Raw genomic sequence first — 12,722 nt, 5'->3', positions numbered from 1 at the left:
ATGCCGACAAAGCCCGAAATTTTGAAGGTAACACCGGTCTCGGAGAGTCGGCTGTTCCAGGTCGAAGCGCTGGACCTGAAGTTCAGCAACGGCGTCGAGCGGCGCTTCGAGCGACTGGCCCTGCGCGGTCACGGTGCGGTGATGGTGGTCGCCATCGATGCTGACAACAATATCCAGCTGATCCGCGAATACGCCGCCGGCCTGCATGACTATGTCCTGACCCTGCCCAAGGGGCTGATCGACGCCGGCGAAACGCCTCTGGAAGCGGCCAACCGCGAGCTGCAGGAGGAGGTTGGCTTCGGCGCCCGTCAAATGGTATTGCTGAAGAACCTGTCATCCGCGCCCAACTACATGGGCCACAGCATGAACGTAATCCTGGCCCGCGACCTCTACCCGAGCAAACTTGAAGGCGACGAACCGGAACCGCTGGAGCGGGTGCCCTGGCCGTTCGACGATATCGAAGAGCTGATCGTGCGCGACGACTTTTCCGAGGGTCGGGCGATCGCCGCCCTCTACCTGGCGCGCCACTGGCTCAACCAGGAGTCGGAAGCGGCAGGTTCTTAATCGGGATTACGGCAGGCCAGTGTGCCCGCCACCACCGTCCGATTGACCTTGTCGGCAAACACCGGGTCAGTGATCCGGGTATCCATGATCCGCTGCACCTCCTGATCGCTGAAGCGCTCGTGAACATAATCGGACAGGCAGTCACACTGTGCCTCACTGGCGTTGCCGGAGGCAACGCAGCCATCGCGGAAGGGGGTCCAGGTCTTGGAACTCAAGAACTGGGATTTAACCAGATAGATGGCCAGCAACACCACACCCATCCACAGAAACACCTTACCCATAGGTTGGAACCTTGTAATTGTTATCGAGGCCCCCATTCTATGTAGACTCAGGCACTGTTTCAGCTAACTTTAGTAGCAGACGAGACCGTAATAACACTACAGTCTGTGCCATGATTCTGACCCATAAAGGGTGCTATGATTTGCGAACCGCCGAGGGTGAGCGAACGATAAACCCGGTTTTATGCTTGAAAGCCAAGGCACTTAGAGTCCGAGGGCTTTCGAAACCTGTCAAACATATAAGGTGAATTACTATGAGCTTTGAACTGCCAGCACTGCCTTACGCAAAGGATGCACTGGAGCCGCACATCTCCACCGAAACCCTGGAATATCACCACGGCAAGCACCACAACACCTACGTGGTGAAGCTGAACGGTATGGTTCCCGGCACCGAGTTCGAAGGCAAGTCTCTGGAAGAGATCATCAAGACCGCTCCGGCAGGCCCCGTATTCAACAACGCCGCCCAGATCTGGAACCACACCTTCTACTTCAACTGCCTGGCACCGAACGCCGGCGGTGCGCCGACCGGTGCCATCGCTGATGCGATCAACGCCAAGTGGGGTTCTTTCGAGAAGTTCCAGGAGGAGTTCAACGATAAGGCGGTGAACAACTTCGCCTCCTGCTGGACCTGGCTGGTCAAGAATGCCGACGGTTCCATCGAGATCGTCAACACCAGCAACGCCGGTACCCCGATGACCAGCGGCCAGACTGCACTGCTGACCGTCGATCTGTGGGAACACGCCTACTACATCGACTACCGCAACGTGCGTCCGGACTACCTGAAAGGGTTCTGGGCACTGGTGAACTGGGATTTCGTGAACCAGAACTTCGCGTAAGTTCGGTTTATATCCATATAAAAGGCGCCTCAAGGCGCCTTTTTCGGTCCTGTCGTCTGCTCAAGTATCGGTTGCAGGCCAGACCAGACGGTATCCAGCAGGTACTCCTGCGCCTCCGCCCGCGGGTGGTAGCCATCATCCTGCATCAGCTCCCAATCCTCGGCGACTCCGTCGAGTAGAAAGGGTACCAGCGCCACCCGCTTCTCTCCCCCCACCTCGGCGAACAGATCGAAAAACGCCTGGGTATACTGTGGCCCATAGTTGGGCGGCAGACGATTACCGATCAACACCACGCGCGCGCCCGCCTGCTGCGCGTGATCGACCATCTGCTGCAGATTCCGACGTACGATATCCAATGGGGTGCCGCGTAAACCATCATTGGCGCCCAGCTCAATCATGACAATCGTCGGTTGATGCGTAGCCAGCAGCCCCGGCAGGCGGGAGAGGCCGCCGCTGGTGGTTTCGCCGCTGACGCTGGCATTCACCACTTCGACGTCCAGACGCTCCTGCTCCACCCGCTGACGCAACAGGTTCACCCAACCCTGCTCAAGCGGTATGCCGTAGGCAGCCGACAGGCTGTCGCCCAGCACCAGCACGGAACCGGCAAACGCGGGACTCGACAGCAGTACCAGCATAAAGATCACTATTCGCATCGTTGGTGTCCTGTTATTACTAAATTAGAGTATGCATCCCTGGACAACATCGTTTAGAACCTTTCGACGCCGCCACGTTCCTACCAAGAGCGGTGATCCGAACGAGCGCGTTTCGCGTAGATCTACCTATAAGGCCAGCAAGGAGCGATATGGATCAGTCTACCCTCAGTCCGACAATGATCGAAGCACGGGCACTCAGCAAGCATTTCGATACCGAAGCGGGTCGTGTGGAACTGTTCACCGGGCTCGACCTGGAGATCGCCCGCGGCGAGAGCCTGGCCATCATCGGCCGCTCCGGCGCCGGCAAATCCACCCTGCTCAGTCTGCTCGCCGGTCTCGATACCCCGAGCAGCGGCAGCGTCAGCATCGACGGCCACCGGATCGAAGCGCTGGATGATCAACAGCGGGCCGAGCTGCGTGCGCGCAAGATCAGCTTCATCTTCCAATCGTTTCATCTATTGCCTGAACTCACCGCGCTGGACAACGTGCGCCTGCCGCTGGAGATACGCGGCACCGACAACCCTGAGCAGGACGCTCGCCAATGGCTGGCCGAAGTGGGCCTTGGTGAACGCACTGGGCATTATCCTTCACAGCTGTCGGGCGGCGAACAGCAGCGCGTTGCCATCGCCCGCGCCTTCGCCACCCGGCCCAGCCTGCTGTTTGCCGACGAGCCCACCGGCAACCTGGACGAGGATACCGGCGGCGCGATCATCGATCAGCTGTTTCGGCTCAACGCCCAACAGGAGACGACACTGATTCTGATCACCCACGATCAGGAACTGGCGATGCGCTGCCGGCGTCGTCTGCGCCTGCATAATGGTGTGTTGACGGAGGTCTAACGATGCCCCTCTTACCTCGTCTGGCGCTGCGTCAGCTGCGCAGCCAGCTACGCACCACCGAGTGGCGCGCACTGTTGTTGGCGACCTGGATCGCGATCACCCTGACCACCCTGCTGACCCTGCTCGGCGATCGCCTGGAGCGCGGACTGCTGCGCGAGAGCGCCAACCTGCTGGGCGCCGACCTGGTATTGAGCAGCAGCCGTCCGCTGAGCAATGAGCGGCTCGACAGTATCAGCGCACACGACGTACAGACGACACCGGTGGTCCAGTTCCCGAGTATGATATCCAACCCGGCAGCCACCGAGACACCGCCGATGCTGACGTCGGTACGTGCCGTCGAGTCCCCCTACCCGTTGCGCGGCGAGATCCTCACCCAACCGGCACAGGGCCAGGCGCTGCCCGGCAAGGGTGAGGCCTGGGTAGAAGCGCGAATACTGGAGCAACTGGGGCTGGGGATCGGTGATCAACTGCAGCTGGGCTACAGCCAGTTCAGGATCACCGCCGAGCTGATCAGCTCACCCGACCGCGGCAGCGGCTTCCGCAGCTTCAGCCCCCAATTGCTGATCAACCGCAGCGACCTGGAGGCCAGCGGCGTGCTGGCCCCCGGCAGCCGCGCCAACTTCCGCCTGCTGATCGCCGGCACGGCGGAAGAGATCGGCGCCTTGGAGGCGCAGTTGCAGCCGACACTGGCAGAGCATGAACGTCTGCTCTCGCTGCAACTGGACCAACCGCTCACCGGCGATACCCTGGGCAATGCCCTGGCCTACTTGAAGCTCGCGGCACTGACCGCGCTGCTGCTGTCGGCATTGACCATCCTGCTCAGCCTGCGTCGCTTCAGTCAGCAGCAGTACACACGCAGCGCGCTGCTGCTCAACCTGGGACTCAACCCCGGACAGTTGCTGCGTATCTACCTGTACCAGCTGCTGATCGCCTGGGTCGTACTCGCCCTGCTTGGCCTGGCCACCGCGGCAAGCCTCGACTCGGCGGTGCAGAGCTGGTTGTCCAGGCTACTGCCGCAGCAGCTACCCCAGGCGGCAGCGCTCGCCTGGCTCAGTGGCCCGGCGCTGGGACTGGTGATGCTGATTCTGCTCGGGTTACCGCCGATCCTGTCGCTGGCACGCGTTCCGGTGGCCCACCTGCTGCGCGGCGATACGCCGCCACAGGATCGGCGCGCCCGCCTGCTGCAGATCAGCTGCCTGGTGCTGCTGGCGCTGACGCTGCTGCTGTTCCTGCGCGCACCGGTTGCGGCGTTGATCCTGCTGGCACTGCTGCTGGTGGGTGGCGTGCTGTTCGGCTATATCGCCCAGGCGATGCTGGTCCGGGTTGCGGAACCCCTGGCCCGGCGCCTGCTGCTGGGACGTCTGCTGCGGCTGAGACTGCGTCAGCAACGGCGCTGGCACCGCCTGCAGTCGGCGGTGATCGTGCTGCTGTTGACCCTGCTCGCCGTGGTCTGGATCAGCCGTGCCGATCTGCTGAGCGAGTGGCGCGCGAAGTTTCCGACCGACACACCCAACTACTTCGTGATCAATATTCAGCCCTGGCAGAAGTCCGACCTGGATCGCTTCATGCAGGCCAACGCCATCGACAGCGCCCTCTACCCGATGATCCGCGGCCGCCTCACGCAGTTGAACGGCAAGCCGATCCGCCCCCAGCTGACACCGGACCAGCTCGGCGACAATACGCTAAGACGCGAGCTGAACCTGAGCTGGGCACTGGATCAACCGGAGCACAACGAGCTGCTGGCCGGTCACTGGTGGGACGACGCGCCGGAGCTGGCGCAGATCTCGGTGGAGCAGGATATGATGGACGACCTGGGGCTCAAGCTGGGCGACCGCCTCGGCTTCGATATCGGCGGCCAGCAGGTGGACGCCGAGATCACCAGCATCCGCGGCGTCGAATGGACCTCCTTTAGACCCAACTTCTATGTCATCTTCAGCCCCGGTGCGCTGGAGTCCTACCCCTCCACCTGGATCACCAGCTTCCGCCTCGACGGCGAGCGCAAGCGCCTGGCCACCGAGATGCTGCAGCAGTTTCCATCGCTGACCCTGATCGATATCGACCAGCTGCTGAGCCAACTCGCCACCTGGCTGAAACGGCTCGGTGACAGCTCGGCCATGGTGCTGGGCCTGACCCTGGTCTGCGGGCTGATCCTGATGGCGGTGACCCTGCTACAAGCGCTGGAACAGCGCCGTTTCGAAGCAGCGCTGATGCAGACACTGGGCGCCAGCGGCGAGCAGACCCGGCGGCTGGATCTACTCGAGTTTCTGCTGCTGGGACTGGTCTGCGGCCTGCTGGCCGGCTTGAGTGCCGAGCTGACCCTGGCCGGGCTACACCTGGCGCTGCTGCACGTGGAGCCCAAACTGCACCCCTGGCTGTGGATTACGCTACCTGCACTCTCATCGCTGTTCTTTGTCGTCACCGGATTCCTGATCCGCCGCCCACTGCAACTGGATCAGTGCTACCGGCTACTCAAGGCGCAGAGCTAGGGAGATCAGCCCGATATGACGGATGACAGGGCTGTAAGGCGGTCGTATGATCCCAGAAGACCCGCCCCCAAGCGTCAAGGAACATGGAAGATGACGGCAATAATCGATAAAACACCGACCTGGACCCACCAGTCCGAGAAGGGACTACAGATCAACAGTACGGCAATCAATGGCGACGGTTCCATCGTAGTCTACGGCACTTCAAGCGAGTTCGACTCCGGTAACTTCACCTTCTATGCCTGCAATGCCGAAGGACAAAACATATTTGCCGTCCCCATCAGCAAGCAAAGCTGCTACCAGGGTGTATTCTGGGTTGCGGTCAGCGAACAGGGCGGTATTGCCGCTGCAGGAGGCGAAACCAGCAAATCCGGCCCCAATAATGGTTTCCTTCAGGCGTACGCGGTCACGACCGGCGCACCCTGTCTGCTGAACGAAACCCTGCCGGGCCGGGTCAATCAGGTCAGCCTGTCTGCAGACGGCACCTACCTGTTGGCCACCTTCACCGAATACCTGGATAACATCGAATCCGGTGTGCTTCAGCTCTATCAACTCGACAACGAAAAAACCGCGTATCAACTGACCGACCACTTCAGCCTGGCCGGATACGGTTTCAACAGCTGCGAAATCTCGACCAACGGCACTCGCGCTGCGGTCTCGGCCATCGCCTACACCGATGACGACAAGACCGATGGCAAAGTGATCGCGTTCAATGTCGATAACGGCAAACTTTACCGGCAGAGTGATGCAGCCCTGTCGGCTGGCTCCATGCGCGTTGCTGTGGTAGCCGACGGCAGTTATTGGGGCGCCTCCCTGCATGACGGCAGCTGTGCACTGTTTACCGACAGCAGCACGACGCCGGACTCACCCCTGTGGACCTATCAGCCGCCAGACCTGGATCTAAGCCTGGCCTACGGTTTCGATATCACCAAAACAGCCGCCGGTAAGGTGATATTGGCGGTCGGCGTCAACCTTGCGGAAAATGGCAATGCCTCATCCCAAGATCCGCTGGGTAGACTATATTTGGTCGAATCCGTTAAAACGTCAGCACACGAAGCTCCAGAACTGCTGATGATCGCCGATATCGAATACTCGCCCAATCCAGGGGTCAGCCTCGATACCGATGCAAACTATGTCACTGCAACAGATGGCAAGCCGGCCGATGAACATTCAGGGGGCAACACCGATGAGAGCCCGGGCAATTTCTACCTGTTCGATATCCCGGCGAAGGCACAGCTATGGCAATATCCAACGAAGATCATGAACTGGCCCATGATGATATCGGCAAACGGAGCTGCCATAATCGGCGGCAGTGACACCGGTGAACTGTTTTTCTGGGGAGCGACCGGCTGACAGCCGACATATGACATGCACAATGACATGAAACCGGCAACGCCATCCCATACCGGGGACTCTCAACTGATAGCGAATCGATTCGATTTCGGCCGCTGGCGGCTGTCTTTGGGTTTTGTCGGCGCTTGGTTGGCGGTCTGGGCGCTGGGGCTGCTGGTCGAGTACACCAGCCACGCCAGCGTCTGGTTTCCGGCAGCGGGCATGACCTTCGCCGGGTTGCTGGTAGTCGGCAGCCGGGTCATTCCCCATATCATGCTCTGTGCCGTCATCAGCACCATCTGGACCGACTACCAGTATCAGCTCAACCTGCCGCCTGGTGAGCTGCTGGCAGCAGGACTGGTGTTCGGCGTCACCCATATTACCCCCTACTATCTGGGTGCGCGCCTATTGCGCTACCTGGCCAACCACCGCTCGCTTCAGCTCTACCACCTGATCATCAGTTTCCTGCTGATTGCCGCGCTATCCTCGCTACTGACGGTGTTTGCCGTGCTGCAGGGCCTGATACTGACCGATATGATGCCGGCGGAGGATCTGGCGAGCACCTGGTTCCCGTTCTGGATCGGTGACATGGCCGGCGTGCTCGTCATGAGCCCACTGTTCATCAGTCTGCTGACCCGTATCTACCCCACGCCGAAATTCTGGGTCGGCGACCTGTACAGCTTTGCCCGCGAGCATGCGACCAACCGCTTCGGCTATAAATTGGCCTTGAACTCGGTTTTACTGCTGGCCACCCTGATTTTGGCGTCGGTCGTCCGTACCCAGGAGAGTGCCTTTGCGGTGTTCTTCCTGATCGTGCCACAGATGTGGATCACCTATACCGAGAGCCCGGTTCGCACCGCCATCAGCGTCGCGCTGGGCAGCTTTTTGATCGCCCTCGGCGTCAACCTGTTTGGCTTGATGGACTATGTGATGGTCTATCAGTTTGCCATTAGCGTGATTGCCGCCAGCGCCTTCTTCGGCCTCTCCGTGCCGACCCTGATCGCCGACAACCAGCAGCTGCGTAAAAGGGTGTTGGAGGATGCCCTGACCGGGGCCGCGTCACGTCACATGCTGCTGAATCAGTCCGCAATAGAGTTACAGCGTTGCGTACGGAGCAGACAACCCTTTTCGCTGATCGTGCTGGATATCGACAACTTCAAGACGATCAACGACCAATTTGGCCACGTCATTGGTGACAAGGCACTGATCAGCGTGTGCGATACGGTACGCACAAGCCTGCGTGCAACCGACACTATCGGACGGTTTGGCGGCGACGAGTTTGTTATCCTGCTACCGGCCACCCCCTTGCAGGGTGCCATTGAAACAGCGGAGCGTATTCGCGCCGACGTACTGAGACTCAGGCTGAAAGCCGGGCTGAAGATCTCCTGCAGTTTCGGTGTTGCAGAGGCCAAGCCCGAGGATGATTTTGCGACGCTGTTTAACCGGGCGGATAAAAACCTGTACCTCGCCAAATCCCGTGGACGGAACCAGGTCGCCTCTGTTTGACCTCTACTCCCAGACCAGATGCTGTAGTAGAAAACCGGCCGGTTAAAGTGCCGGTTCCACCCGCGGCTGTCCCTCCTTGTCGATCTGGGGATAACAGAGAAACAGGCGATCGGCCGCAACGCTCGCTTGCAGCCGCTGCTTGAGCTGTTCGGCACGGCCATTGGCCAGCTGCTGCAGGCGGCCGTCAAGCTCTGCCGCCAACGCCTCGCCCTCCAGCGGCTTGTCCCGCTTGGCGTTCTCCTCGACCAAGGCCCTATCCAGCAAGCCACGGTCCTGCGCCACGCTGATCCCGCACAGGTTCAACCGCAACCCATCACGCGCGTTCATCAGCTCCGCCAGCTTGGCCAGATAGCCATCCACCTCACCCTTTGGCGTAGCCGTACCGGGTTCAAACAGCACCGGCTCCAGAGAAATGAACGCGCCGGTTTGGCTCGCCTCGATCGCCGTCTGCGCCAGCGAGATCAGCGCGCCATAGGGCTGCATCGCCTGGAGCAGATAACTCATCACCCCCTGCTTCACCCCTTTGCCGGCGATACGCCTGATGATGCTCTGATAATCGAACTCGGGGTCGTCCAGTGAGCCACTGATCGGCACGTCCAGGTCGATATTGTCATCACCGTCCTGCAACACCGCCACCGCGGTGCCCAGCGGCATCGAGATCTGCTGCTGGAACTTGCCGACCTGGTCCTGATCAACGGGATCGACCTCGAGCCGGTTGAGCCGGATATGGTTGCTGCCATCGAGCTGGTCCTGCTCCAGCGAGCCGTCGAGCTTCAGGTTGAGCTGACCGTTCTTGAGGAAGTAACCGGTGTACTTGATGCTGTAGGGACTCAGACTGGGCAGATCCATGCCGGCGAGTTCCGCGTTCCAGTGCCCGCTGCGCGGCGAACCGACCAGGTTGACCGCGCCCTCCGCTGTGAGCTTGGCAAAGCGGTTGACCTGAGCCGACAGGGTAAAGTCGCTCTGGGTATCGCCTGCGGTGTCGATCGCCTTGATACTGGCATGATCGATCGCCAGCAGGGCGTTGAACGCCGGTTTGGTGGAGCGGTCGGTAAAGCGGAACCGGCTGTCACCGGCCAGCGCCAGCTCACCGATCCGTACTCTGAGCGGCGTTTCGTTCGCTTGTTCGGTGGTTTTCTCCCCAGCCACCGACCGCCCCCCGGGCTCCTCGCTGCCCAGGGCGTCGAGCTGATGCTGCAGGGCCTGAATATCCACCGGCACCATCTCCTCGTTCAGGGTCAGCGCACTATCCAATCCGTTCAGATCGATACGATCGATCTGCAGCTGCTGTCGATCCAGTACCAGGCTTTTCAGATCCACACCGGCCAGCGCCAGCAGCGGTCCGTTCTGTTCCGTTCGCGCCAGCGTCACCCCCTTGACCTGCGCACCGGAGAGCTCCAGCTCAAGTGGCAGCGCCAGATTCAGTTGTGCCAGGCTTAGCGAGTCGAGCGCGGCCAGCGGCTTCTGCGCCAGCCGGACGACCGCCGCACCGGTGGAGAGCGCCGGTGCCTGCAACCCAAGCTGATTGGAGCTCTGGTCATATCGGCCACTCAGCCTGCCATTCAGGCTCGCCAGCGACAGCTCTAGCGCCTTGCCCTGGCGCAGCGTCAACGGCCCCAATGCCAGTTGGGTATTCTCCAGCTGCCAACGCTGCAACGCTTCGCCAGTCAACGCGGTATCGAGGCTCAGGCTGTCCAGCTGCAGAGCGAGGCTGTCACCCTGGCTCAGCGCCAGTGCGCCGAGGCGCAGCGCGTGCTGTCCGGACAGGTCGATCCCCGTCTGCTCCCCCTCGGCAAAGCTCAGCCGACTGTTACCCCGCCAGGCCACATCCGCCAGACTCAAGGCCAGCGCCTGCTCGCCTTGCTGCACAACATCGAGCCGGTCACTACCCAAGGCACCCTCCAGGCTCAGTGTCATCGGTGACTGCTCGGGCATCTGCAGCACCAGCCCACCCTGCCAGCCCAGCTGCGCCAGGCTGAGGTTCAGTGTTGGCTGTCCCAGGGCAACACCCCTGGGCAGATCCAGCTTGCCGTTGACCTCGATACGGTCCGGGCGCAGTGCGTCCAGGCCCAGGGCCGCCGCCCCCTGCCAATCGATGCGCTCAGCGGCGAAGCTCAGCCCGGTGTCCTGCCAGGTCAGGGCGCCGATGGAGATCGAACCTTCTGGCAGCAGGCTGATCCGCTGTCCGTCGAGTTGGGCGCTGAGGCTCAGATCGGTGGTCAGCCTGGCATCCAACTGAGGCAGCCACTCGCCCAGGATAGGTTTGAGCGGCAGTTGGTCGATACTGAGCTTCAGTTTGCCGTGTTTCTGTGCCGGCAACGGCACGGAGGTAGAGTCGAGCGCAAAGGGGGCGCCGTTGATGCGGCCACTGAGGTTCAGTGCGGTCTCGAGCTCCGGTGCCCAGAGATAGATCGCCCCGAGGTGGAGATTATCCAACTCCAACCGATGCTCCTGCCGCGCCAGCGCCAGATGCCAGTCGATGGCACTCAACTGCAGCTTGTCGACCCCGAAGCTCCAGGGGCTCGCCACGTCATCGTCGGCCGCGAGCTGCTCCGGTGCCGGTCCGCCGGTCAGCGCGCTGAGGTTGATCGGCCCCAGCCACTGATCGCCGTCGCGCAATGCCAGGCCTCCGCGGAGCCCGTCCAGCTCCAGGGCGAGAATGCGGATCTGTTGCTGCAGCAGCGAGCGATAATCCAGCGCCAGCTGCAAACGGTCCAGCTGCAGCGGATAGTAGCCTTCACGCTCCGCCCGCAAACCTCTTATCTGCACCCGGCCGGTCAGCCAGTTGACCTTCAGGGCGTCCAGGCGGGCGTCGTCGGCCCCCTGTTGATAGAGCCAGATGACCAGCTGATCGCGAGCGATGTAGGGAGCGCTAAACAGCACCAGTATCACCAGCAGCAAGGCAGCCGCACTCCATTTCATCCATCTAGTCACTACGCACTCTCCCCGTTCTGCCTGTCGCTGTGCCAGAGGCTTGGCACGTCCCTCAGTGTAGCCCCCCGGCTGGGGCGTTTCCGTTACTGCTTGCGTCGGAAGGCTGATACTCAGAATCCCGAAGCTCTGGTAGAATTCTGTCCCGCTCTATGCTGTTCATTTGAAATTCCAACGATAACAACAGCATATAAAATTTTGCTTAGTTTTATCTCTAATCAAGGGTGAATATTCGATGGCTCACAATGAAAACTTCCGCGACGACAGCGGCTTCGGCTGGATTCTGATCAACCTGGTGGCGCTGGCGTGGGTGACCATGCCGGTATCCCTGGTACTGACCCAGGTCGTACAGTGGTAAAAGCGCTAAGGGTTTGCCCGACTGAGACGCATGACAAGACTCAGGAATGGTGAACTCGCCAAGCGCCAGGGCCTCAGCGTCGAAACCCTAAGGTATTGTGAACGTAGAGGCCTGCCCCCCTTCCCCGAACACCTCGCCTCCGGCTAGCGCCACCTCCCCTCACAGGCAGCCGATCCGACTGCCCGATGCTGGGACTGTTCAACAATAGCTGCGTCAACGGCCGCATCCACCCTGAGGATCCGGCAACAGCTGGTCAGTGGGTGTCGCGTAGTACCTCAACCCCGTCCGGAGTTCCCATCAGCACCACATCGGCCGGGCGCCGCGCAAACAGGCCATTGGTCACCACCCCGACGATGTTGTTGATCTGCTGTTCCAGCGCCTTGGGATCGAGGATCTCCATATCGTGGACATCCAAGATCACGTTGCCATTGTCGGTCACCACACCTTCACGGTAAATCGGCATACCGCCCAGTTTGGCCAGTTCACGCGCCACATAGGAGCGTGCCATCGGGATCACCTCCACCGGGAGCGGAAACTCGCCGAGCAGATCGACCCGTTTCGTGCTGTCGACGATGCAGACAAACTCCCTGGCCACGGCGGCAACGATCTTCTCGCGGGTCAACGCTGCGCCGCCACCCTTGATCAGGTTTAAGTGGGAGTCGAACTCGTCGGCGCCATCGACATACACCGCTAGTTCACTGACGCTGTTGAGGTCCACTACATCGATGCCGTGCCCGCGCAGGCGCTCGGCGGTAGCTTCAGAGCTGGCCACCGCTGCCGCAAAGAGGTGTTTGACGCTGGCCAAGGCATCGATAAACAAGTTAGCGGTGGAGCCGGTACCGACACCGACAATGGTGTCGTCTTGCAGCAAGGGGCGGATTCGTGCGACGGCCGCTTCTGCCACGGCCTGTTTCATCTCGTCCTGGGTCATCGCCTGTCCTG

The 12,722-nt window shown here is 61.0% G+C and carries 12 protein-coding genes; 8 read left to right on the top strand and 4 right to left on the bottom strand.

The window, feature by feature from the left end; all coding sequences use genetic code 11:
* A complete protein-coding gene (nudE, locus tag KQ940_RS07355; RefSeq protein ID WP_217412787.1) occupies window positions 1-564 on the top strand; it encodes an ADP compounds hydrolase NudE in 564 nt (187 codons plus the stop codon).
* Here the strand turns inward: nudE and KQ940_RS07350 are convergent.
* A complete protein-coding gene (locus tag KQ940_RS07350; RefSeq protein ID WP_217412786.1) occupies window positions 561-845 on the bottom strand; it encodes a hypothetical protein in 285 nt (94 codons plus the stop codon). The genes nudE and KQ940_RS07350 overlap by 4 nt on opposite strands.
* Before the next feature lie 251 nt (window positions 846-1,096).
* On the opposite strand from KQ940_RS07350, the gene KQ940_RS07345 reads away from it, so the two are divergent.
* A complete protein-coding gene (locus KQ940_RS07345; protein ID WP_217412785.1) occupies window positions 1,097-1,678 on the top strand; it encodes a superoxide dismutase in 582 nt (193 codons plus the stop codon).
* A gap of 29 nt (window positions 1,679-1,707) precedes the next feature.
* Here the strand turns inward: KQ940_RS07345 and KQ940_RS07340 are convergent, their stop codons facing one another.
* Window positions 1,708-2,331 carry an arylesterase gene (locus KQ940_RS07340; RefSeq protein WP_246589828.1) on the bottom strand — a complete coding sequence of 208 codons (624 nt, stop codon included), beginning with the start codon at window positions 2,329-2,331 and terminating at the stop codon, window positions 1,708-1,710.
* A gap of 149 nt (window positions 2,332-2,480) precedes the next feature.
* Here KQ940_RS07340 and KQ940_RS07335 point away from each other — a divergent pair, with 149 nt between their 5' ends.
* The 4 genes from KQ940_RS07335 (at window position 2,481) to KQ940_RS07320 (ending at window position 8,491) form a co-directional block, all read left to right on the top strand.
* Window positions 2,481-3,170: an ABC transporter ATP-binding protein gene (locus tag KQ940_RS07335; RefSeq protein WP_217412784.1), complete on the top strand. Its 690-nt coding sequence runs from the start codon at window positions 2,481-2,483 to the stop codon at window positions 3,168-3,170.
* A 2-nt stretch (window positions 3,171-3,172) separates the two neighbouring features.
* Window positions 3,173-5,656: an ABC transporter permease gene (locus KQ940_RS07330; protein WP_217412783.1), complete on the top strand. Its 2,484-nt coding sequence runs from the start codon at window positions 3,173-3,175 to the stop codon at window positions 5,654-5,656.
* A 90-nt stretch (window positions 5,657-5,746) separates the two neighbouring features.
* Entirely contained in the window at window positions 5,747-7,006 is a 1,260-nt protein-coding gene (locus KQ940_RS07325; protein ID WP_217412782.1) for a WD40 repeat domain-containing protein, read from the top strand.
* Between the two features lie 15 nt (window positions 7,007-7,021).
* Complete coding sequence (locus tag KQ940_RS07320; protein WP_217412781.1) at window positions 7,022-8,491, top strand: sensor domain-containing diguanylate cyclase; 1,470 nt, start codon at window positions 7,022-7,024, stop codon at window positions 8,489-8,491.
* 42 nt (window positions 8,492-8,533) lie between these two features.
* Here the strand turns inward: KQ940_RS07320 and KQ940_RS07315 are convergent, their stop codons facing one another.
* Window positions 8,534-11,425 carry a DUF748 domain-containing protein gene (locus KQ940_RS07315; RefSeq protein WP_217412780.1) on the bottom strand — a complete coding sequence of 964 codons (2,892 nt, stop codon included), beginning with the start codon at window positions 11,423-11,425 and terminating at the stop codon, window positions 8,534-8,536.
* Between the two features lie 232 nt (window positions 11,426-11,657).
* Here KQ940_RS07315 and KQ940_RS22935 point away from each other — a divergent pair, with 232 nt between their 5' ends.
* Together KQ940_RS22935 and KQ940_RS23195 are read left to right on the top strand one after the other, a co-directional pair.
* The gene (locus tag KQ940_RS22935) at window positions 11,658-11,780 is read left to right on the top strand and encodes a hypothetical protein (RefSeq protein WP_281419220.1); all 123 of its coding nucleotides are present in this window, start codon (window positions 11,658-11,660) and stop codon (window positions 11,778-11,780) included.
* 30 nt (window positions 11,781-11,810) lie between these two features.
* Window positions 11,811-11,927 (top strand): MerR family DNA-binding transcriptional regulator, encoded by a 117-nt coding sequence (locus KQ940_RS23195; RefSeq protein WP_217412779.1) that lies wholly within the window; start codon window positions 11,811-11,813, stop codon window positions 11,925-11,927.
* A 106-nt stretch (window positions 11,928-12,033) separates the two neighbouring features.
* Here KQ940_RS23195 and rpiA read toward each other — a convergent pair whose 3' ends face one another.
* A complete protein-coding gene (gene rpiA / locus KQ940_RS07305; RefSeq protein WP_217412778.1) occupies window positions 12,034-12,711 on the bottom strand; it encodes a ribose-5-phosphate isomerase RpiA in 678 nt (225 codons plus the stop codon).
* Between the last annotated feature and the right edge of the window lie 11 nt (window positions 12,712-12,722).

The sequence above is a fragment of the Marinobacterium ramblicola genome, from assembly GCF_019084545.1.
In the GTDB taxonomy this organism is placed as follows: domain Bacteria; phylum Pseudomonadota; class Gammaproteobacteria; order Pseudomonadales; family Balneatricaceae; genus Marinobacterium_D; species Marinobacterium_D ramblicola.
Note: the sequence above shows the minus strand (reverse complement) of the source record. Positions and strands in the feature narration are given on the sequence as shown.

Bases quoted from the DNA above. Each gene is read 5' to 3' on its own strand.
- nudE (WP_217412787.1), top strand. From the start codon at position 1: ATGCCGACAAAGCCCGAAATTTTGAAGGTAACACCGGTCTCGGAGAGT.
- KQ940_RS07350 (WP_217412786.1), bottom strand. From the start codon at position 845: ATGGGTAAGGTGTTTCTGTGGATGGGTGTGGTGTTGCTGGCCATCTAT.
- KQ940_RS07345 (WP_217412785.1), top strand. From the start codon at position 1,097: ATGAGCTTTGAACTGCCAGCACTGCCTTACGCAAAGGATGCACTGGAG.
- KQ940_RS07340 (WP_246589828.1), bottom strand. From the start codon at position 2,331: ATGCGAATAGTGATCTTTATGCTGGTACTGCTGTCGAGTCCCGCGTTT.
- KQ940_RS07335 (WP_217412784.1), top strand. From the start codon at position 2,481: ATGGATCAGTCTACCCTCAGTCCGACAATGATCGAAGCACGGGCACTC.
- KQ940_RS07330 (WP_217412783.1), top strand. From the start codon at position 3,173: ATGCCCCTCTTACCTCGTCTGGCGCTGCGTCAGCTGCGCAGCCAGCTA.
- KQ940_RS07325 (WP_217412782.1), top strand. From the start codon at position 5,747: ATGACGGCAATAATCGATAAAACACCGACCTGGACCCACCAGTCCGAG.
- KQ940_RS07320 (WP_217412781.1), top strand. From the start codon at position 7,022: ATGCACAATGACATGAAACCGGCAACGCCATCCCATACCGGGGACTCT.
- KQ940_RS22935 (WP_281419220.1), top strand. From the start codon at position 11,658: ATGGCTCACAATGAAAACTTCCGCGACGACAGCGGCTTCGGCTGGATT.
- KQ940_RS23195 (WP_217412779.1), top strand. From the start codon at position 11,811: ATGACAAGACTCAGGAATGGTGAACTCGCCAAGCGCCAGGGCCTCAGC.
- rpiA (WP_217412778.1), bottom strand. From the start codon at position 12,711: ATGACCCAGGACGAGATGAAACAGGCCGTGGCAGAAGCGGCCGTCGCA.